Source organism: Pseudomonas sp. BF-R-26 (assembly GCF_019947395.1).
GTDB lineage: Bacteria > Pseudomonadota > Gammaproteobacteria > Pseudomonadales > Pseudomonadaceae > Aquipseudomonas > Aquipseudomonas farris.
Genome location: NZ_JAGYGK010000001.1, coordinates 277492 through 299146 on the forward strand (window position 1 = coordinate 277492; position 21655 = coordinate 299146).

Sequence of the window (21655 nt, forward strand, 5' to 3'; positions counted from 1 at the left end):
CGGGCAGGGGCTACACAATCGAATCAATATCTAAATGGAACGGCGTACCCACCACATAACCTCCCGTGATTGCTGCAATAGCCGCTTCATTGTCTTCGGGGGAGGATGGAATCATCGCCAGTTGTTCCCGGGCGATATTTTCCGGATGAGCGTTCCACCGAAGCAGACTGCCCTGCACCCACTCGGGTTGATCGGCGTAGCTGCCATAAACATCAGCCGCGGTGATCGTCCGCTTGTGCAGCGCCAGCAAGCGGGTCTTGGTTTGGTTGATCTGTTCGACTTCTTTTTCAAGATCCCTTATCGCTTGGGCATTTCGCTGGGGGTTGGCATGAGCACGGGAGAGCTTTTCGATTTTCGCTTTGAGTGCACGCAGTTGTCCTGAGACGTTTGTCAGGGTGTCGCTGACCCATTGGAATTCCGTCAAAGTCACCAGTGAGCGTCTTTTTTCCAGCGCTTCCTGCCAGCGGCGCAGGCTGGCCCAGCATCCGGGAATGTAACTGTCGACCATCGAGTGATGGCCGTTATCTATCACCTGCCGCAGAAATGAGTCGCGCTCGGGCAATCCATCAATCTGTCGCAGTGCTTCAGCGCAACCATGATCGTTGATCGTGCTGCAACCCGGTTCCCAGAGGATGGAGGAGCTGTGACCTTCGCCGAATACCACCGGCATGAAATGATGTAACTGGCCGTGATGCCCATACGGGTCACCCAGGAAATTCATGATCCCGCCTATAAAAAACGCCAAACCACCCACCGGGTGAAGGGCAAGTGCCGCCCCATGGGTGGCGTACATCGGAACGCGGTTGGACGGCGTGTTCATCCAGGTGGAAGGAACACTCGGTACGGGGTCGTTGTGGAAGACGATGCGATGGTGGTTCAGCGGTTTTGCAGCTTCGATAAAGGTTGAGTCGGCGGCGCGGGGAGCGCCGTAGGTGTAAAGCACGATGTCCGGTTGATACCGTTTATTACGTCGCAGCATCTCAGCCAGTAACAGCGCTACCGCACCGCCCAGGCTGTGCCCGGCGATTACCAGCTTTTGCCCGCTGTAGAATTTTTCCATGTAGTCCACAACAAATGTGTAGGCCACCTTCGCTGCCCGATAAAAACCGTTGTGCACTTTGCCATCCCCTTCCTCGAAGGGTACTTGGTGGGCATCCGCATCAAGCCAGGCGTCGGGTCCTATCTCACTGGTTCCCCTGACACTGATCAATATCAACTCGTCGTGATGGGTGATGAAGGCCTGTGTGTCCGAGCTTTCCTTGAGTTCGCGATCATCAAGAAAGTGCAGCTTGGCCGGGTGTTCCTGCTTATCACCCAACTCTGGATTGTTGACTTCGGGGTAGAGCAACGGGTCGAACGGCACCACTTCCAGCCGTTTCGAGTAAGGCACCTCTTCATACAGCGGGTAGTACTTCTTCGTCTGCGAGGGATCGACTTTCCACAACTCATCAAATTGCGGCAGGGCATGACCGAACCAGTTGCCACTGCTGGGCCGCAGTGGAAATGTCACACTATCCGTTTCGACGGGCTGGGTATTCGGGTCTTGGCCAAAGTCGGTGTAACTCAACGTCGACATCAGTGCCAGTTGATAGAGGTTGAGTGCGCAAAACTCGTTGCCTGTCGACAACATTGGTCGCAGCGCTCTCATCGGGCGGACTTCCAGCACATGATGTTTGTTCGGCAGTAAGGCGATGCCTTTTGGCTTGGGCGGCGGCGGGGCGAACCCAAGTTCGGACATGCCCATGTCTGCTGGGGTCATGACAGCGCCCATTCCACCACCAGGGGCCTCTTTATTCCGAAGTGTCAAAGCCCTGGTTTTGGCGGGCTGGCGGAACAGCGTGTGTAACACTGTGTTGGGTGGGGAGCTGCGCGAGGCCAAGGGCGGCAAATGCGCAACGTGCTTGACCAGTTCGCTCACTTCAACCTGGTAATAGGCATCGGGATCTGCGAGGTCCTTCGCTGGATTTGCCAGAGTGCGTACGCCTGATTTGTCGACAAAGCGGGTTTTTTCGGCGCGTACTTGGAGCTCGGTGATGGGGAGTGGGTAGTTCGGCCGCTCCTTTAGTCGGGCATATGTTTCCTCTTTCCCTTGATAAAACTGATTGAGTTTTAGAGTCACCGGGCCGCAGTAATGATCAACGACTTTGCCCGAGCCAGAAGCATCCAGTTTGCCCGTGTAGACAGTGTCTTCGTAATCAATGACTTCATAGGTCAATCCGGCATAGGGTTTGCCATCACCAAATTCATCCACTAACTGAAAACTCGTCGAATGGCCACGCAAAGGGCAGGCGTGGATGTTGCCTTGCATAAATGGCGCATCACTGGCAGCCAAAGGCTCAATACTCATGGGGTCTCGTCCTTGTTTTCCGTGCAGCCCGGGTAAATGGTGCAGATCCTTTCATCCACCATCCTGAAGGTGCTGAAGTCTTTGTAGTTGCCGAAACAGAACGCATCCTGATCTTCAAAGCCTTTCCCCATACAGCGTTTCCAGCCATCAGGCACTTCGACCCAAGTATCACCAAAGGCTGGTTTTTCCTCCTCGGCCAATTTGATCTTCAGCGTTACGGTTTTCCCCGGTAACTGAGTCAGCGTATACGCCGTGAAAGGACGACTCCGGGCGACATTTCCCTGTTCATCCATTTTTTTGCAGGTAAGTAGTTTTATCAGGTAGCGTTTGGGGCCGACTGTGCGAAAAGCCCACTGGCATTCACCAAAGAACTCACCTGCGCCGTCAGTGTTGAAAGTGCCCATTTGTCGCTCTAACAACTCTGGACGTACGGCAATTGCGGCATAGTCAGTGCTTCTATCACTTCGTTCCGGGCCAAAAATGCCTGTCACCTCGACCTCCACACGGTTCAACGCCAGCGGACAGCCGCTCACGGTTCTGTAAAGCGGGATCTCGGAAGTCGCTTCGTATTCCATGTAGACCTTGTTGAATCCAAGCTGAGTACCTTTCCCGCCCGGGACGGTGCACGTTTGCCCTTGGGCGGGCACGTATTTGGCTGTCAGTTCGTACTTGAAGTCAGGCGGAAAATCGGGAACGAAGGTGAAGCTGTCCGACTTGCCGAGCGCGGAACAACCCACTGTCAGGGAGAGGTAGCTGCCGAGAGTCAGGCTTTGAAAGATCCGTTTCATACAGGCGCATTTCCCTGCCAATAAAGCACTTGCTCATATACCCGCTCAAAATGCGCCGCGGGGTCCTCTTCCGGCTTCGGTTGCCATGTCTTGGGCGGCAGGTAACCCGGCGCCTTCAAGCACTGAGTCAGCAAAAAATGCACCTGCTTCGGTTGCTGCCAGCCCCACAAACGGGCCAATTGAATCAAGCCCCACAACCAGTCATCCACATCGAGCTCTGTGGCGAGGGCAGCCAAGGCTTCGGTGTGCTCACGGACGAGGTAGCGGCGAGTGTTATCGAACTGCACGTTCGCGCAGACAATCTCCGGCGTCGGGGTTTTCAGCCACGCCGGTTCGAGCGGTAGCGGGTGTTCGCCGGGGTCAGGGTTGTCTGTGACCGTCCATTGCTCCGCGTGCCAGTAACAGACGCTGGCGATCGGCCCAAGGTATTCGGCACGCTGCTCAGGTTGCAGATAGGTCAGGGCACGCCCCAGTACGCGGTTATCGTGGAAGCGATACACCGCTTGATTCGGCCGCTCACCGACTACCAGCCGGTCGCGCCAGTGAGTGACCAACGCATCAAGGTCAAAGTTGGTGGCGCTCGCCAGCCAGCCCCAATGACGCTCTGGAGTGTCGAGCAGTGCCTGGATGGGCGGATGTTTGACGGTGCCAATATGGAAAAGAACAGGGCCTGCTTGCGCCATTGAATTAGCTGCCGTGCCCACATACAAATTGCGGTACTGATCGGCTCCCAGTTCCTCGGCCAACGCCATGCGCTCGTCGAGCTGATCGTCAGTGTCGAGCATCAGATAGAGATCCCGCCCGGATCGCGATTGCTCGTGTAGCCATTGTTCGAGAGTATTCATGCGATTTCCCCAATACTGCATTGGCCAGCGAGACAAGCCTCACAAAGCGGGCAGTAGTCCGCCGCCTGCTGGCGGGCGCCGGTGACGATAGACAGTGGGCTGGCGATGACGGGATTCGGATTGCTGGGCACAGCCTGAAGCGCCTGTAGCGGCTGAATACCCGCCAGTGGCGCACCACCCTCGACAATGGCCACGCTGCTGAAAATCCCGCCGGCGTTGATGACGATGTGATGACCACCTGCCTTGAGCGTCAGGCTCATGCCGGCATCGATCACCACGTTGGCAGCGGTGACATGCGCCTGTTGCCCGGCCTGAATCACCAGCGAACCCGCGGAGGTCGTGCTGCTATTGCCGCTGATAGTGATCAGCTCATCACCGCCAATCACCGTGCTACGCACACCTTCGGTGGTGTGGAGTTCCTCGCCCTTGATCAGGCTGGTGCTGTTGTTGTCCACCTGCTCGAAGCGGTCGTTGCTGATCAAGCTGTGGCTGTCGTTGAGGATCAGTTGCTCGATGTCGCGTTGGGCGCGCAGGTAGATTTTTTCCTGCCCGGTACGGTCTTCAATCGACAGTTCGTTGTAGCCGCCATTGCGCGGCGAGCTTTGGCTGCGCAGGACCGTTCTGGTCTTATTCTCGGGCAATTGATGAGCGACAGGCGTGACCTTGTTGACCACGCAACCGGTGATCAACGGTTGATCCGGATCGCCCTCCTGAAATGTCACGATCACTTCCATGCCTACGCGCGGGATGGTCACTGTCCCAAAACCTTCGCCCGCCAAACTGGATGCAACCCTTAACCAGCAACTGCTTTTTTCACTGTTGAGTTCTGCCCGATCCCAAGGAAACTCGACACGAACCCTGCCGTACTCATCGCAAAAAATTTCTTCTCCGGGCGGTCCTGTGACACGCGCGGTCTGGCAGACCAGCACAGGTTTTCGGGGAGGCATCGGTGGCCGATAAAACACGTCCCAGGGAATCGCGCTGAAGCGGTTGCGGTAGCCCTGGGTAAAGCCGTCCGCAGGTTCGGCAGCGCTGGTGAGCGACTCTTCAAGCACCTGGGGTTGTTTTCCAGCGTGAGTGACACTGAGCAGCAGCCATAGATCGTTGTACGTTTCGCGTGGGTGTTGCGTCAGGCTGAAAAAATGACCGCTGCGCAGGGTCGACTGGTCGCTTTCGCCTTCGGCCAATTGGTAATCGGTACGGTGCCGTTCCAGCGTCTGCCGGGCGAGCTGTTTACCGCGTTTTTCGCTCTCGAAAAACAGCGGGTACCGATAGTCTTCAAGCTCAGGAGTGAACTCGGCGGTGAAGCGACTTTCCAGCAAAAGATTCGGGCGTTTCAGGTCGTAGTGTCGGCGGGTGGTCGTACTGGAACGGGTGCTGAAACGCAGGGAGAATTGGCTGACCACCGGGTGCTCCGCCACCAGGCCGGAGTCTTGCTGATAAGGGGTTTCGTCCAACTTGGGGAAGCAGGTCTGGTCGTCGGTGAACACCAGCAGATGGCCTTCCCGGGAATGCTGGTGGTGCCAGGCGATGCCATCCTCGGCGCACAGCCGCTGGACAAACTCGAAGTCATTTTCCGCGTATTGAGTGCAGTACTCGCGCTCGGGACTTGTTTCGACGTTGAAGGTGAAAGCATCGGCCTGAATGCCATGCCCCTTGAAGACCTGAGCGATGATTTGCGGCACCGTCAGGAACTGAAAAATCCGTTGGTTGTGGCTGAACTGCAAGTAGTGCAGCGCGGGCACCAAGGTCAGGTAATAACGGGTCAGGCGTCTACCAGCTTCACCTATGAGCACATCTTCGATACGGCCATGAATGCCTTCACCATTGTGGCCGAACTGGAGAAACGCTGGCTGGCTGAGCAAGCTCTCCAGATCGAAATCAGGGTATTCGCTAACCAGCTCAATCTGGATCGAATACAAGGTGCTGATGGCTTCAGTGCCGTCAAAGGCCAGCACTTTGAAATCGTTGCGAACCGTTGGGATCAACAACGTGAAGTGAGCAGCATTGGCCGGGGCGAACATACGCTTATCCTTTTGCTTTTCCGTGGCTCGTCCTTAAGCCGAAAGAGGAGACAAATTGCGGTGCACAAGCCATGCCCGGCGTGAGCAAACGCAAACTGTCCAGCACGCTAACAAGAGGGCAAAAGAATGAATGTCGGACGCGTCCAGAAAGTACGTCAGAGTTTTCCGCATTTCAAAATGTTGCGTCAGCAATGCACGAATGGCTTTCGATACTTTTGTAGGAAGTTTGAGGCGGACTGAGTACGTATTTGGAGGGATGGGTGAAATAAAAGGTGCGATCATTTTGGTGGCGCCTTTTATTTCTTATTGTCAGTTATTGCTACGTCCATGGATGACTGTAACTTTTCGGAAAGCTCCTACATTTTTTATGTTTTATTTTTGTCATGCTGGGTTCCGTTTCAGGGCGTGAATGTCCGGTGATTATTGGCGGGGTTGATTAACCGCTCTGGCTCAATGGTTGCGGGGGTGATTCGTCGAGGGAGGAGAGGTCAAAATCGGCATCAGGGAATCCCCTGTCCCCTATAGGGTGATCTCCTACAGCAACAAAAAAGACGCAGTTTTATTGTTTGATCGGGTGCTTGCAAATGGCCATCATTGTGATTAGGATGCGCGCCTTGAAAGAGCGCGAACTCAATTGGATGAGACTCATCGCAACTCTTTGATACTGTTCGGCGCCATTTCAACTCCAATGGCCGCATGACTGTAATTCTAATTAAAGGTCACGGATGTCCTACTCAAGCAAACTTTCCGCTCATTACCTTGAACTTGCAAAAGCCTCTGTTTCAAAAGAGAATTTCGCGGGCGAGGATGTTCGTTTTTCGAGCGAATATGAAGCGTTGGAAAGCGAGCTGGGCAAAGCCCAATCCATGCACGAAAGCGGTCAGATCGACTGGCTGAAAATCCGCGAAAACAGTGAAAACCTGCTGCGCACCCAATCCAAGGATTTGCGTGTTGGCGCGTGGCTAACCTGGGCGCTGTACCAGCGAGAATCCTTCCAGGGGCTGTTGGCCGGTCTCGGTTTGTTGCATCACCTCTGTGAAAACCACTGGGCCGAGGTTCATCCGAACAAGGCCCGCACTCGCTCCGCTGCCATCAGCTGGTTGGTGCCGCGTCTTGAGCAGGTGCTGAACGAAAACGTCGCGATCAAAGAGCAGCTGCCGCTGTTCCGCCGTCTGGTCGAGCATCTGGAAGGCCTCGACTCCGCGTGCACCGAGCATCTGGGCGATGACGCGCCGTTGCTGCTGCCGATTTCCCGTCGCTTGAAAAACATGGTCCAGCGCGCCGCCGACAACCAGCCGGAGCCCGGTGTGGTGGGCGCCGCGGTGGCGCAGGTCAAGCAGGCTGCGACCCAGCTGCTCACCCCCGGCGCACCAATCGACAACGAGAAAGAAGCCCACAAGGCTCTGCGTGCCCAGCAAGAAAACGCCCGTCCGTTGTGTGCCTGGTGGCTCAAGCAGAAAGCTACCGACCTGCGCGCCCTGCGCCTCAATCGCACGCTGTTGTGGTTGCCCATCGACGCGGTGCCTGAGCGCAACGCAGAGCAGATCACCGTTCTGCGTGGCTTGCCGGCGGACAAACTCAAGGCCTATCAGGACCGCTACGACCAAGGGAAATACGCTGATCTGCTGGTGGAGCTGGAGGCGAGCCTGGCGAAGGCGCCGTTCTGGTTCGATGGCCAGCGAATGGTCTGGGAATGCCTTCAAGGGCTGAACGCCGAGATGGCGATGCGCGAAGTGGAAATCCACTTCGCGCTTTTGGTTCAGCGCCTGCCCGGCATCATCGAATTGCGTTTCCATGACGGTGCGCCGTTCGCCGATCCGGCCACCCGCGCCTGGATCGGTGCCCACGTCATGCCACACCTGCAAAGCGCCAGTGCGCCGCGCAAGGTCGAAGTCGCCGATACCCAGCCGGCCTGGGAACTGGCCCTGGAAGAAGTCCTGCCGATTCTGCGCAAGGACGGCCTCAAGGCCGCGGTGCAGGTCCTCAAGCAGGGCCTGCAAAGTGCCCACGGCGGTCGGGTTCGATTCTTCTGGCAGTTCGCCCTCGCACGGCTGTGTTTCATGGCCAAGAAATACGAGCTGGCCAAGACCCAACTCGAAACCCTCGACCAAACATTACAGGACTCAGGCCTGCACGCCTGGGAGCCCGATCTTGCGCTGGAAGTGCTGCATTTGCTGCATAGCTGCTGCGAGTTGCTGCCGCAGAACCATGCAGTGCGTGAACGCAAGGAAGAGATTTATCGCAGGCTGTGCCACCTCGATCTCGAAGTGGTACTCGAATAGGCCCCCGGGCCACAACCGCAAGGAGAAAAGCCATGGCCAAAGAAGGCTCGGTAGCCCCCAAGGAACGCATCAACGTCACCTTCAAACCCGCCACCGGCGGTGCTCAGGAAGAGATTGAACTGCCGCTGAAACTACTGGCAATCGGTGACTACACCCACCGCAAGGACGAACGCAAAGTCGAAGATCGCAAGCCGATCAGCATCGACAAAATGACTTTCGACGAAGTGCTGGCCAAGCAAGAGCTGAGCCTGACGCTGAGCGTGCCGAACCGTCTTCAGGAAGAAAGCGACACTGAAGAACTGGCCGTGAAACTGCGCGTCAACTCGATGAAGGACTTCAACCCGGCCTCGCTGGTCGAGCAAGTGCCTGAGCTGAAAAAACTGATGGAACTGCGCGACGCGCTGGTGGCCCTCAAAGGCCCGCTGGGTAACGCACCTGCGTTCCGCAAAGCCATCGAAGGCGTGCTCGCCGACGACGAATCCCGCGGTCGCGTACTGGGTGAACTGGGCCTGAACGCCGCAGCCCAGGACGCCTGAGCCCCTATCAGCCAAGGAAGCCAACACAATGAGCACTAGCGCAGCACAGCAAAAGAGCAACGAGAACGGCGAATACAGCATTCTCGACAGCATCATCGCCGAAACCCGCCTGACCCCGGACGACGAAGCCTACGACATCGCCAAACGCGGTGTGTCGGCGTTCATCGAAGAGCTGCTCAAGCCGCAGAACAACGGTGAGCCGGTCAAGAAGGCCATGGTCGATCGCATGATCGCCGAGATCGATGCCAAGCTCAGCCGTCAGATGGACGAAATCCTGCACCACCCGGACTTCCAGTCCCTGGAATCGTCGTGGCGTGGCCTGCAGTTGCTGGTCGACCGCACCAACTTCCGCGAAAACATCAAGATCGAAATCCTCAACGTCTCCAAAGAAGACCTGCTGGACGATTTCGAAGATTCGCCGGAAGTGATGCAGGCTGGCCTGTACAAGCACATCTACACCGCTGAATACGGTCAGTTCGGTGGTCAACCGGTTGGCGCGATCATCGCTAACTACTTCATGTCCCCAAGCTCGCCGGACGTGAAACTGATGCAGTACGTGTCCAGCGTTGCCTGCATGTCCCACGCGCCGTTCATCGCGGCGGCCGGCCCGAAATTCTTCGGCCTGGAAAGCTTCACCGGTCTGCCGGACCTGAAAGATCTGAAAGATCACTTCGAAGGCCCGCAATTCGCCAAATGGCAGAGCTTCCGCCAGTCGGAAGACTCCCGTTACGTGGGCCTGACCGTGCCGCGTTTCTTGCTGCGTAACCCGTACGACCCGGAAGAAAACCCGGTCAAATCGTTCGTGTACAAAGAAACCGTCGCCAACAGCCACGAGCACTACCTGTGGGGCAACACTGCCTACGCGTTCGGCACCAAACTGACCGACAGCTTCGCCAAATTCCGCTGGTGCCCGAACATCATCGGCCCGCAGAGCGGTGGCGCAGTTGAAGACCTGCCGTTGCACCACTTCGAAAGCATGGGCGAAATCGAAACCAAGATTCCTACCGAGGTATTGGTTAGCGACCGTCGTGAATACGAACTGGCCGAGGAAGGCTTCATCTCCCTGACCATGCGTAAAGGCTCCGACAACGCGGCGTTCTTCTCCGCAAGCTCGGTGCAGAAGCCGAAGTTCTTCGGCATCAGCGCTGAAGGCAAGGCCGCAGAGCTGAACTACAAGCTCGGCACCCAACTGCCGTACATGATGATCGTCAACCGCCTGGCTCACTACTTGAAAGTGCTGCAGCGCGAGCAACTCGGTTCGTGGAAAGAACGCACCGACCTCGAGCTGGAACTCAACAAGTGGATCCGTCAGTACGTGGCCGACCAGGAAAACCCGAGCGCCGAAGTCCGTGGCCGTCGTCCACTGCGCGCTGCCCAGATCATCGTCAGCGATGTTGAAGGCGAGCCTGGCTGGTACCGCGTCAGCCTGAACGTGCGTCCGCACTTCAAGTACATGGGTGCCGATTTCACCCTGTCGCTGGTTGGCAAGCTGGACAAAGAGTAAACGGAGCGACTCATGACTGGATACGGCAGCCTTTTCGAACGCCTGGGTGGCGACGCGGACAAACGCGTCGGCTGGAGCCGCGAGGTTTCCGCCATGGCGTCCGTGGCTGCCCATTTGGCCAAGATGCTCAGCACCCGTGCGGGCAGCGTGCAAACGCTGTCCGATTACGGGCTACCCGATCTCAATGACATGCGCCTGAGCCTGCACGACTCCCTGAGTCAGGCCCGTCTGGCCATCGAAAATTTCATCGAAGCCTACGAGCCACGCCTGAGCAATGTGCGTGTCATTTCCCTGCCGCGTGAGCACGATCAGCTTCGCCTGTCCTTCAGCATTGAAGGCTTGCTGGAAGTTGATGGTTTCAAGCGTCAGGTCAGTTTCGCCGCGCGCCTGGATGGCAGCGGTCAAGTAAAGGTCAATTAAGGAGACTCCGATGTCCGGCAAACCCGCAGCACGCGTCACCGACCCCACCGCTTGCCCGCTCCCCGGCCACGGCACCAACCCGATCGCCGCCGGTTCCGGCGACGTGTTCTTCGACGGCCTCGCGGCCGCCAGCCAAGGCGATGCCTCGGCGTGTGGTGGTGCGTTGGTTGGTGACCTTGCGACTACCGTTTTGATCAATGGTAAGTCGGCGGCAACGGTGGGTTCCGTCGGTACTCACGGCAATAAGGTTACGGCTGGGTCTTCGACGGTGATTATTGGGAATTCGCATACGCCGGTGCCGTTTGTGGCGCCGTTGCCGGTGATTATCCCCGGAATATTCAATCGTGTTTTTGCCTTTAAAACTGCCAGTGGGAAAACGGTCGAGGGACTGAGTTATAAAATAGTTTCCGAAAGTGGAATCGAGAAGTTTGGTACCGCGGTAGCTGGAACGTCTACCTGTTTCTCTACGGGGCAGAAACCTGAGTCCGTCTCGATTTTTGTAACTTCGGAGTAATTTATCGTTGGAAACGATTATTGAAATTGGCGGCGTGCCTTATACCTTTGTTACCGAAGACGGTGCTACCGCATTAAGGCTTGATGATAAGACGACCGCCAGCAATGATACGGATCTGGGGACTTTGAATCTCCCTGAAGTTTGGTTGGTGACTCGTTCTAATGGCGTGCCTCTATTCGCTGTAAAACCAGATATATGTGATAAGCCTTTTCGAATTCTAAGCGCTGAAAAGCTATACGCTGAGAAGATTCAATGGTTTGAACCATTGGCCGGCTTCTATCGCGAACGCTTATGGGTAAACCCCGAAAGTAATGTGGAAGGGTCGGAAGTGTATGGAGCTTATAGAAAGCATACATGGCAATCGATTATTGATTTTGCAATCGTGGACAGGCCATCGCTTGTTTACTATAGAAATCTTCCCGGAGATTGGAAAAAACAACCTGAAGGTGGTGCCAAGTATCTTCTTTGTCTCGTTGAAGGGGATCCTTACTGGACAGATGGACTGGGGCAAATTCCATTCGCAGTGGATACCTTCCGAAAGTATTGGGAGGAAACCCACGAGGTTGATTCCGCGATCAGGAAGACTAGCCAAACCGGCCTAGACTGGGCAGACGGAACGCTCGGCGGCAGCGACGATGGCAGTAAGAATGTCTATGACAACTTCATAATCATCAGGGCCTGTTTGTGGGCTTCTGAGAACTTTGAGCTGGTGCTCGAGAAAAGAGCCATGAGCGGTCAAAGATTTGGGATCGGCGGTGCGACAGTCGCAAGCACTGTGTTCAAACCCGCCTCTAATGTACGGCTCAAGACGTCGATTGACGCAGGCCTGTTGGCAAAATACAAAACATGGGGAGCGTGATTTTGAAAGTTTTCGTTGGTGCCGTTATTTATTTGCTCGTCGGCGTCTTGTATTTCTACGTGCATGATATTGGCGTTGTTTACTACAAGTCGCATATGGGCTTCACAGACAGGGGGGCCGCAATAGGTGGTACCGCAGAGCTGACGTTTTACTTTTTTATTTTGGCCAATTTTATCGTTTTCTTTATGCCTAAGGTTTTGTTGAAGTTACTTGTGATAGCAGTGATGCTGATTGTTGTGCTGTTTTATTTTTTGCCAGATAACCCGGTGCGAGCATTCGCCTATGGTGGTCTTACTACCAGTATGAGTTTGTTGGCGCTTGTGTTGCGCTTGATAATTGAGCGGTGGCGCTCTAAAAGTTTCGTTTAAACGGGCCGCAACATGAACGAAGTTGGAGTGGTGTTTATATCCATGGATAGGCAAGTCAGGAAGTCTTCAACGGGTGTGACGCTTGAGCCTGATGATTACACTCGTCAGCAATACGCCCTTCGCATACACGGCGGAATCTTGAGATGACTCGTCTCTTGCGCCCCTATCCGTTCGTCTGGACTGTGTCGAAATGATCTCGCTACAACGCTTCCTCATGGCGATGGGTGCGCTCGCCTGCGTGGCGCTCGTGGTGATCGTTTCCTACATGGACTTTTCGAAAGATCAGCTTCGCGTGTTGAGCGAGTACCCGAATGCGAAATGGCGTGGCGGTGCTGAGGGTGGCCAGTTCGTCGAAATCACCAAATCTGAACGGCCCTATTATTTCGTTCAGATCAGAAATGATGATGGATCATTGTGGGATCAAGGTTGGCTGAAATCTGGAGAAGAAAACAGTGAGCCATTCACTGTCGATAACGTGATGTTCTTCGCCGGCGAGGGCGTTATTTATCTTCAGCAACGCCAGATTCTGAGTGCCGATAGAGCCATGACCGGAGCTGAGCATGAATAGCCGTCGAGTCATCGGTCTGATCGTGCATGCGCTGGCCTGCGTGCTCTACATCGTGCTCAATAACTTTGCAGTGCCTATCTACAAACAGCTCGTCGGCGGCCTGACCTCACGTGGCGTGGCCATCGGCATGGGCATGTACCTGGTTTTTTACTTTTTTGTTTTCCTCAATGTTGCTCTGGTCTTAATCAATCGCCTGGCCATCAAGTTTGGCGTGACGGTCTTCATGATGCTGGCGATCCTGTTTTACCTGCTACCGCAATACCCCGTTCGCGCCGTGGCGTATTGCGCGTTGGCGGGTGGTTTGACGATGTTGGCGATTGTGCTGAGCCATGTCATGAACGCAGCCTTTGTCCGCTTGCGCGGGAAACAGGGAGCGGGCCAGTCGTGATGCGCAACCGTCGAACAATATCACCCGATGTGTTGATTGCGATCCCTGATCGGCGCGGCGGTGCTCCGTCAAACGCGAGCGCGAGGATCTTCAGCGCAGTTGGACCCTCAAGGATGGAGCCTTTTGCCCATGATTGACGTATCAGACGAGATGCGCATGTACCTGATGTTCATCGCCGACAGCAATCTGTTCGGCGGCATCGCGATCGTAAGTTTTCTGCTGATTGTTACGGCAATCAGCAAGCGACTGCGCCAGTCATGGCTGCATCGCGCGCTGACTTTCATGGTCCTGATTTCGTTGGTGGCCATCGAAATCGCCGGCAGTTGCTACTCATCGGTGCCTCCCGCATGAACATGCCGACGCGAATCATCTGCTGCCTGTTGATCCACAGTGTTTTCTGTGTGGGCTACACGTTTCTGAATAACTTCGCGGCCGAATGGTACATCTCGACCTACGGCGGCTTGACCTCCCGTGGCGTGAACATTCGTCTTACCAGCAAATTCCTCTACGAGTGTTTTCTCGTCTTCAACGCGGTGCTGGCGCTGATTCCTGTGCTACGTGTGAAGTTGATCCTGTGGGCGATCTGGGTGGGGCTGATTCTCTTGTGGATGCTGCCGGATCATCCGCTGCGGGCGCTGCTCTATGGCATTGGCCAAGGGACATTCACCTTGACGGCGATCCTTCTCAGCACAGGACTGGATAGCTGGTACAAGCGCAAATTTGCAGGCGCCAAAGCCTCGAAGCTCGCGTCGGGGGCCGACCATGCTTAGCCGCGCGCAACTGAGTTTCTTCATGGTCGCCTTGTGGTGGCCATTGCTTGCTGTACTGACGATCTCTTCCTATGACCTGTGGATTGGCGCGTACACGACGTTCGATTCATCCCACACCCATTGGGAGTACCTGTTGTGGTGGGGCATTCCTGGGCTTTTGGGGTTTTCGCTGTGGATGTCCCGATCCGCGAAGGGCCGAAACGAGCAACAAGCGCTGCGAATGGTCTGGTGGGCGCCGGTGAAGTTCATCCCTTTTTACATCGTGCCATGGGTGATTTATGGCGTGTGTTGTTTGATCGCTGGGCAGTCTCAGGACGCTTACATGGCGTTCGGCTGGACCATGGTTGTGCCTTTCCTACTGATCGCCGGTTATGTCTGTGCCGGCGTAACGGTCGCGCTCTACAGGATATTTTTTTGATGAGTACCACCACCAGGCAGGTAACCCATGTCCTTTAACCACTACTACCAAAGCGAACTCACCGCACTGCGCCAACTCGGTCGCCGTTTCGCCGAGCGTAGTCCCGCGCTGGCGCCGTATCTGGGCCAGGCCGGGCGGGATCCGGACGTGGAGCGGTTGCTCGAGGGCTTTGCCTTTCTGACCGGGCGCCTGCGCCAGAAGCTCGACGACGAGTTGCCGGAACTCAGCCACTCGCTGATGCAGCTGCTGTGGCCGAACTACATGCGGCCGCTGCCGGCGTTCAGCATTTTGCAGTTCGACCCGTTGAAGCGTTCCGGGCCTGCGTTGAGGGTCGAGCGTGATACTCCGGTGGAGAGTGTGCCGGTCGATGATGTGCGCTGCCGTTTCCGCACCTGCTACCCAACCGAGGTGTTGCCGCTGGATCTGGCCGCGCTGACTTACTCGGTGAAGGGCGACGGTTCGCTGTTGAGCCTGCGTCTGGAGATGAGCGCTGATGGTCACTTGGGCGAGTTGGAGCTGAGCCGTCTGCGTTTGCACTTCGCCGGTGAGCGCTACATCAGCCAGATGCTTTACCTGAGCCTGTTGCGCAACCTTGAAGGCATCGAACTGATCCCGCTGGATGGCGCCGGCAAGGCCATCAACGGTGTAAACGGTCAGCCGATGGCGTTCAAGATTCCCGGCGACCGTGTGCAGCCGGTGGGTTTTGCGGAAGAAGAAGCGTTGATCCCGTATCCGCTGAACACCTTCCGCGGCTATCGCTACCTGCAGGAATATTTCGCCTTCCAGGACAAATTCCTCTTCGTCGACATCAACGGTCTGGACCTGCTCAAGGCGCTGCCGGAAGACACGCTGAAGCAGATGCGCGGTCTGGAATTGCGCTTCGATATTCGCAAGAGCGGCATCATGCGTATGCGTCCGACCCTGGACAACGTGAAGCTCTACTGCACGCCGATCGTTAACCTGTTCGAGCACGACGCACTGCCGATCCGCCTCGATGGTAAACAGGACGAATACCTGCTGTTGCCTGCCGAGTTCGACCTGGAAAACTGCGGCGTGTTCTCGGTGGAAACCGTCACTGGCTGGAAACCCGGTGGCCTCGGTTATCAGGAGTACGTGCCGTTTGAATCCTTCGAGCACGACCCGAGTTTCGACGTGCCCACCAGCCGTCCGCATTACAGCATCCGCCAGCGTTCATCCTTGCTGCACGACGGCCTCGACACCTACCTGAGCTTCGGCATCCGCCACACCGAAGCCCACGAAACCCTGTCGATCGAGCTGATGTGCACCAACCAGAACCTGCCGCGCAAGCTCAAGCTCGGCGACATCTGCATGGCCTGCGAAGAGACCCCGGAGTTCCTTAGCTTTCGCAACATCACCCCGGCCACTTCGAGTTTTGCGCCGCCGCTGAACCGTGACTTCCTCTGGAAGCTGATCAGCAACATGTCGCTCAACTACCTGTCGTTGGCTGACGTCAATGCGTTGAAGGTGATTCTCGAAACCTACGACCTGCCGCGCTACTACGACCAACACGCGGAAAAAGTCAGCAAACGCCTGCTCGGCGGCCTCAAGCACATCAAGCACCACCACGTTGACCGCTTGCACCGTGGCTTGCCGGTGCGCGGGTTGCGCACCGAGCTGACCATCGACCCGGAAGGGTATATCGGCGAGGGCGACCTGTTCGTGTTCGCTTCGGTTCTTAACGAGTTTTTCGCGCTTTACGCCAGTCTCAATTCGTTCCACGAGCTGCGGGTAAAAAGCACACAGGGAGAGGTGTACCAATGGACACCACGTATGGGCCTGCAGCCCCTGCTTTAAGCGGGCTGACCCGGGTAATACGCGAGTACTCGCTGTTTCAGGCCGTGCTGCTGGTCATTGACCGGCTGCGTGAGGCACACCCGCACCTGAGCGAAGACGACCTGTACGACCAGCTGGAATTCCAGGCCAATCCGAGCCTGGGTTTCCCTGGCAGCGACGTCGATCGCGTGGAGTTTTTCAAAGAACACGGGCAGATGCGTGCGCGTCTGCGTTTCAACCTGATCGGCCTGGTCGGTTCCGGTTCGCCGCTGCCGGCGTTCTATGGCGAACAGGCCCTGGGCGACAGCGAAGACGGCAACCCGACCCGCAACTTCCTCGACCTGTTCCACCATCGCCTGCAACGGCTGATGCTGCCGATCTGGAAAAAATACCGCTACCGCGCAAGCTTCCAGAGCGGCGCCCTCGATCCGTTTTCCTCGCAGTTGTTTGCGTTGATCGGCCTCGGTGGCGAAGAGATCCGCAGGGCTCAGGAGCTGAACTGGAAACGCTTGTTGCCGTACCTCGGCCTGCTCAGCTTGCGGGCGCACTCGGCGGCGCTGATCGAAGCGGTGCTGCGTTACTACTTCAAGCATGCCGAACTGACCATCGAGCAGTGCATCGAGCGCCGCGTCGAAATCCTCGACGAGCAGCGCAATCGCTTGGGTCGCGCCAACAGCATGCTCGGCGAAGACCTGGTGCTGGGCGAACACGTGCGCGATCGCAGCGGCAAATTTCGCATTCACATTCGCGAGCTCGACTGGCAACGCTTTCACGAATTCCTGCCGATCGGTTTCGGCTACCAGCCGCTGTGCGCGCTGGTGCGGTTCACCCTGCGTGACCCGCTCGATTACGACATTCGCCTGGTGTTGCGCCAGGAAGAAATCCGCGAACTGCGCATCGGTGAACAGAACGCTTGTCGCCTGGGATGGACCAGTTGGTTGGGCCGCGAAAAAGCGGACGGCGTGGTGACCTTGGGCAGCAAAATTCATTAAGGACAGATGACACATGATCAACGTAGACCTGCAACAACTTATCCAGGCGCTGGACGCCGAAACCCGTCGTGATCTGGAAAGTTCTGCGGAACGCTGCGTCGCCCGTGGCGGCAGCAAGATCCTCGTCGAAGACCTGCTGCTGGGCCTGCTGGAACGCCCGCAAGGCCTGCTCGCCCGTGCGTTGCAAGATGCCGAAGTCGATGCCGGCGAACTGAGCGCCGCGCTGCAATCGCGGGTCGAGCACAGCGCCTCGCGCAACCCGGTGTTCGCCCCGGAACTGGTGCAGTGGCTGCAAGACGCCTTGCTGGTGGCCAACCTCGAATTGGGCCAGAGCCAGGTCGAGCAAGCCGCGTTGATCCTCGCACTGCTGCGCAACCCGATGCGTTACGCCGGCAGTCGTTATCAGCCGTTGCTGGCCAAGCTGAACATTGAGCGCCTGAAAGAATTCGCCCTGTCGCAGAAAGAACAACCGGCCACCGGCAAACCCGCTGTGCCCGGCGAATCGCTGCTGCAGCGCTTCACTCACAACCTGACCCAACAGGCCCGCGACGGCAAACTCGATCCGGTGCTGTGCCGTGATGGTGCGATCCGGCAGATGGTCGACATCCTCGCCCGTCGTCGCAAGAACAACCCGATCGTGGTTGGTGAAGCCGGCGTCGGCAAAACCGCCATCGTCGAAGGTCTGGCCTCGCGCATCGCGGCCGGTGAAGTGCCACAGGTACTCAAAGGCGTCGAGTTGCTGTCGCTGGACATGGGCCTGTTGCAGGCCGGCGCCAGCGTCAAAGGTGAATTCGAACGTCGCCTTAAAGGCGTGATCGACGAAGTCAAAGCCTCGCCAAAACCGATCATTCTGTTTATCGACGAAGCTCACACTTTGATCGGCGCGGGCGGCAATGCCGGTGGTTCCGACGCGGCCAACTTGCTGAAACCGGCCCTGGCCCGTGGCGAATTGCGCACCATCGCCGCCACCACCTGGGCGGAGTACAAGAAATACTTCGAGAAAGACCCGGCCCTGGCCCGTCGTTTCCAACCGGTGCAACTGCACGAACCGACGGTCAGCGAAGCGGTGACCATCCTGCGTGGTCTGGCTCAGGTTTACGAGAAGAGCCACGGCATCTACCTGCGCGATGACGCAGTGGTTGCAGCGGCCGAGTTGTCTGCCCGTTACCTGGCGGGTCGTCAGCTGCCGGACAAAGCCGTCGACGTGCTCGATACCGCTTGCGCCCGTGTGCGCATCAGCCTCGCCGCCGCCCCGGAAAGCCTGGAACGCCTGCGCGGCGAACTGGCCGAAGGTGGCCGTCAACGTCAGGCCCTGCGTCGTGACGCCGAGGCGGGTCTGCTGATCGATCATGAAGCGCTGGACGCTTTGGAAGATCGCTTGGCCGATGCTGAAGACGAAATGGTCGCTCTGGAAACCCTCTGGACTGAGCAGAAAGAATTGGCTGAGCGCCTGCTGGAGCTGCGTCAGCAACTGGCCAAGGCTCGCGAAGCCGCTGCCGTCGAACCGACCATCACGGTCGAAGAAGACGCTGAAGGCACCGTGATCGAAACCCTGCCAGTAGACGAAGCACAAAGCGTCGCTTCCCTGGAAACTGCGCTGAACGAAACCCACCGCGCCCTGACCGAGGCTCAAGTCAAAGAACGTCTGGTGAGCTTCGAAGTCTGCCCGCGTCTGGTGGCCGAAGTGATCAGCGCTTGGACCGGTGTGCCATTGGCGCAACTGGCCCGCGAGCACAACGCCAAGGTCGCGAGCTTCGCCACCGATTTGCGCACCCGTATTCGTGGTCAGGAACAAGCGGTTCATGCCCTCGACCGTTCGATGCGTGCCACTGCCGCTGGCCTGAACAAGCCTGATGCGCCGGTCGGTGTGTTCCTGCTGGTCGGCCCGAGCGGCGTCGGCAAAACCGAAACCGCGCTGGCCCTGGCCGACTTGCTCTACGGCGGCGATCGCTTCATCACCACTATCAACATGTCCGAGTTCCAGGAGAAGCACACCGTCTCGCGTCTGATCGGTGCGCCGCCGGGCTACGTCGGTTACGGCGAGGGCGGCATGCTCACCGAAGCCGTACGCCAGAAACCGTACTCGGTGGTGTTGCTCGATGAAGTCGAGAAAGCCGACCCGGACGTGCTCAACCTGTTCTACCAAATCTTCGACAAAGGCGTGGCCAACGACGGGGAAGGGCGCGAGATCGACTTCCGCAACACGCTGATCCTGATGACCTCGAACCTGGGCAGCGACCGCATCAGCGAACTCTGCGAAAACGGCGCGCGGCCGACTGCAGAAGTGCTTGAAGAAACCATTCGCCCGGTGCTCAGCAAGCACTTCAAACCGGCGTTGCTGGCGCGCATGCGCGTGGTGCCTTACTACCCGGTCGGTGGCCCGGTGCTGCGCGAGCTGATCGAAATCAAACTCGCTCGTTTGGGCGAGCGCCTGAACCGTCGTCAGCTGGATTTCACCTACTCCCAGGACCTCGTCGATCACTTGGCCGAACGCTGCACTCAAAGCGACAGCGGCGCGCGCCTGATCGACCACTTGCTCGACTTGCACGTGCTGCCGTTGGTGGCTGACCGTTTGCTCGATGCAATGGCCTCCGGTGAAAGCCTCAAGCGTGTGCATGCGACGCTCGACGGCGACGCCAGCGTGATGTGCGAGTTCGCCTGAGGTGGGTGTGATGTTCACTCAAGTGCCGCAACCACTGGTCTATGCCGAAGCCTTGCTGGCGCAGTTCGCCAGCCTGTCGCGCGCGGCGGACGGTGCTGCGCTGCTGGGTGACTTCGTGCGCGGTTTGGCCGAGCTCAGCGGTTGCGAACTAACGCAGTTGTATTTGCTGGACGCGACCCACACCTGCCTGGGAATGAACGCCGAGTGCCTGAACGGCATTCTGCAACCCAGGGAGGGGGCGAGCCTGCCGGCGGATTACAACGGTGAACAACTGCTGCAATTCGCCCTGTGCCAGAACCGCGTGGTATGCCTCAGCGAGCTGAGCGGCAGCCTGCACGAAACCAGTTTCCTGCCGCTCCAGGCCACGCCTTGGCAGTCGCTGTTGTGCGTGCCGTTGGTTAATCAGCAAAAGGCTGTCGAAGGTTTGCTGCTGTGCGCCAGTCGCCGGCAGATCGACCTGCAAGGCTTTGCCGATTCCCTCGGTCAACTGGGCTCGTTCGTGCTTGGCCAATTGCACTTGCTGCAGCGTTTGCGTCAGCCGACCGGCAATACACGGCCGACTCCGGTCAACGTCCCGAGCGCCAGCGGTTATGGCCTGATCGGCAAGAGCTCGGCGATGCGCCAGACCTATTCGCTGATCAGTAAAGTTTTGCACAGCCCTTACACCGTGCTGCTGCGCGGTGAGACCGGCACTGGCAAGGAAGTGGTCGCGCGGGCGATTCACGATTGCGGCCCGCGACGTTCCCAGGCGTTCATCGTGCAGAACTGCGCGGCGTTCCCTGAAAACCTGTTGGAAAGCGAGCTGTTCGGCTACCGCAAAGGCGCCTTCACCGGCGCCGACCGCGACCGTGCCGGGCTGTTTGACGCGGCCAATGGCGGCACCTTGTTGCTCGATGAAATCGGCGACATGCCGTTGTCTCTGCAAGCCAAATTGTTGCGCGTATTGCAGGAAGGCGAGATCCGCCCGCTGGGTTCCAACGACACCCACAAGATCGACGTGCGCATCATCGCCGCGACGCACCGGGATTTATCGGTGCTGGTCAGCGAAGGCAAATTCCGCGAGGACTTGTACTACCGCCTCGCGCAATTCCCGATCGAGCTGCCGGCCCTGCGTCAGCGCGAAGGCGACATCCTCGACTTGGCCCGGCACTTCGCCGACAAGGCGTGCGCGTTTCTGCAACGGGATGCGGTGCGTTGGTCCGACGCGGCGCTGGATCACCTGTCCGGTTATGCCTTCCCCGGCAACGTGCGTGAACTCAAAGGTTTAGTCGAGCGCGCGGTGCTGTTGTGCGAAGGCGGCGAGTTGCTGGCCGAGCATTTCTCCCTGCGCATGGAAGCCATGCCGGAAGACAGCAGCCTGAACCTGCGAGAACGCCTGGAGCAGGTTGAACGCAGCCTGCTGCTCGACTGCCTGCGCAAAAACGACGGCAACCAGACCCTCGCCGCCCGCGAATTAGGCCTGCCGCGCCGCACGCTGCTGTACCGCCTCGGTCGCCTGAATATCAATTTGGGTGACTTCGATGGGTAGGCAAAAGACCGTCGATTTCACCTCATTCGCTTCTAACAGCGCCACCCA

General features: G+C 57.6%; 20 protein-coding genes. 16 read left to right on the top strand and 4 right to left on the bottom strand.

Going from position 1 to position 21655, the window contains the following annotated elements; genetic code table 11:
* Nucleotides 1-10 precede the first annotated feature (10 nt).
* The 4 genes from KGB18_RS01270 to KGB18_RS01285 are packed head-to-tail and all read right to left on the bottom strand — an operon-like array spanning nt 11 to nt 6004.
* Nucleotides 11-2347: a lipase family protein gene (locus tag KGB18_RS01270; RefSeq protein ID WP_223569274.1), complete on the bottom strand. Its 2337-nt coding sequence runs from the start codon at nt 2345-2347 to the stop codon at nt 11-13.
* Nucleotides 2344-3135 carry a hypothetical protein gene (locus tag KGB18_RS01275; protein ID WP_223569275.1) on the bottom strand — a complete coding sequence of 264 codons (792 nt, stop codon included), beginning with the start codon at nt 3133-3135 and terminating at the stop codon, nt 2344-2346. Before KGB18_RS01275 ends, KGB18_RS01270 begins: the two co-directional genes overlap by 4 nt.
* Entirely contained in the window at nt 3132-3980 is an 849-nt protein-coding gene (locus KGB18_RS01280; protein ID WP_223569276.1) for a DUF4123 domain-containing protein, read from the bottom strand. The genes KGB18_RS01275 and KGB18_RS01280 overlap by 4 nt, the downstream gene beginning before the upstream one ends.
* Complete coding sequence (locus KGB18_RS01285) at nt 3977-6004, bottom strand: type VI secretion system tip protein VgrG (protein ID WP_223569277.1); 2028 nt, start codon at nt 6002-6004, stop codon at nt 3977-3979. The genes KGB18_RS01280 and KGB18_RS01285 overlap by 4 nt, the downstream gene beginning before the upstream one ends.
* A 725-nt stretch (nt 6005-6729) precedes the next feature.
* Between KGB18_RS01285 and tssA the strand changes: the two genes are divergently transcribed.
* From tssA to KGB18_RS01365, 16 genes are all read left to right on the top strand, one after another.
* On the top strand, nt 6730-8286 hold the full coding sequence (gene tssA / locus KGB18_RS01290) for a type VI secretion system protein TssA (RefSeq protein WP_223569278.1): 1557 nt from the start codon (nt 6730-6732) through the stop codon (nt 8284-8286).
* Nucleotides 8287-8318: 32 nt separating this feature from the next.
* Nucleotides 8319-8822 carry a type VI secretion system contractile sheath small subunit gene (gene tssB, locus KGB18_RS01295; RefSeq protein WP_027926311.1) on the top strand — a complete coding sequence of 168 codons (504 nt, stop codon included), beginning with the start codon at nt 8319-8321 and terminating at the stop codon, nt 8820-8822.
* Between the two features lie 28 nt (nt 8823-8850).
* Nucleotides 8851-10326: a type VI secretion system contractile sheath large subunit gene (tssC, locus tag KGB18_RS01300; RefSeq protein ID WP_017341541.1), complete on the top strand. Its 1476-nt coding sequence runs from the start codon at nt 8851-8853 to the stop codon at nt 10324-10326.
* 12 nt (nt 10327-10338) lie between these two features.
* Nucleotides 10339-10746 carry a type VI secretion system baseplate subunit TssE gene (tssE, locus tag KGB18_RS01305; RefSeq protein ID WP_123720189.1) on the top strand — a complete coding sequence of 136 codons (408 nt, stop codon included), beginning with the start codon at nt 10339-10341 and terminating at the stop codon, nt 10744-10746.
* A gap of 10 nt (nt 10747-10756) precedes the next feature.
* Nucleotides 10757-11260: a PAAR domain-containing protein gene (locus KGB18_RS01310; protein ID WP_123720190.1), complete on the top strand. Its 504-nt coding sequence runs from the start codon at nt 10757-10759 to the stop codon at nt 11258-11260.
* A gap of 7 nt (nt 11261-11267) precedes the next feature.
* Complete coding sequence (locus KGB18_RS01315; RefSeq protein WP_223569279.1) at nt 11268-12119, top strand: hypothetical protein; 852 nt, start codon at nt 11268-11270, stop codon at nt 12117-12119.
* On the top strand, nt 12116-12487 hold the full coding sequence (locus tag KGB18_RS01320; protein WP_223569280.1) for a hypothetical protein: 372 nt from the start codon (nt 12116-12118) through the stop codon (nt 12485-12487). Before KGB18_RS01315 ends, KGB18_RS01320 begins: the two co-directional genes overlap by 4 nt.
* A 190-nt stretch (nt 12488-12677) precedes the next feature.
* Nucleotides 12678-13055, top strand: a complete 378-nt coding sequence (locus tag KGB18_RS01325) for a hypothetical protein (protein WP_223569281.1) — start codon at nt 12678-12680, stop codon at nt 13053-13055.
* Complete coding sequence (locus KGB18_RS01330) at nt 13048-13443, top strand: hypothetical protein (protein WP_123720194.1); 396 nt, start codon at nt 13048-13050, stop codon at nt 13441-13443. The genes KGB18_RS01325 and KGB18_RS01330 overlap by 8 nt, the downstream gene beginning before the upstream one ends.
* Nucleotides 13444-13572: 129 nt before the next feature.
* A complete protein-coding gene (locus KGB18_RS01335; protein ID WP_123720195.1) occupies nt 13573-13794 on the top strand; it encodes a hypothetical protein in 222 nt (73 codons plus the stop codon).
* Nucleotides 13791-14213, top strand: a complete 423-nt coding sequence (locus KGB18_RS01340; protein ID WP_148710186.1) for a hypothetical protein — start codon at nt 13791-13793, stop codon at nt 14211-14213. Before KGB18_RS01335 ends, KGB18_RS01340 begins: the two co-directional genes overlap by 4 nt.
* 22 nt (nt 14214-14235) lie before the next feature.
* Nucleotides 14236-14631, top strand: coding sequence for a hypothetical protein (locus tag KGB18_RS01345; protein WP_223569282.1), 396 nt, complete (start codon nt 14236-14238; stop codon nt 14629-14631).
* Between the two features lie 27 nt (nt 14632-14658).
* Nucleotides 14659-16446, top strand: coding sequence for a type VI secretion system baseplate subunit TssF (gene tssF / locus KGB18_RS01350; protein ID WP_123720198.1), 1788 nt, complete (start codon nt 14659-14661; stop codon nt 16444-16446).
* Nucleotides 16410-17417: a type VI secretion system baseplate subunit TssG gene (gene tssG / locus KGB18_RS01355; RefSeq protein ID WP_123720199.1), complete on the top strand. Its 1008-nt coding sequence runs from the start codon at nt 16410-16412 to the stop codon at nt 17415-17417. Before tssF ends, tssG begins: the two co-directional genes overlap by 37 nt.
* A gap of 13 nt (nt 17418-17430) precedes the next feature.
* Complete coding sequence (tssH, locus tag KGB18_RS01360; protein ID WP_123720200.1) at nt 17431-20079, top strand: type VI secretion system ATPase TssH; 2649 nt, start codon at nt 17431-17433, stop codon at nt 20077-20079.
* Between the two features lie 10 nt (nt 20080-20089).
* A complete protein-coding gene (locus KGB18_RS01365; RefSeq protein ID WP_223569283.1) occupies nt 20090-21607 on the top strand; it encodes a sigma-54 interaction domain-containing protein in 1518 nt (505 codons plus the stop codon).
* The last annotated feature ends 48 nt before the right edge of the window (nt 21608-21655 follow it).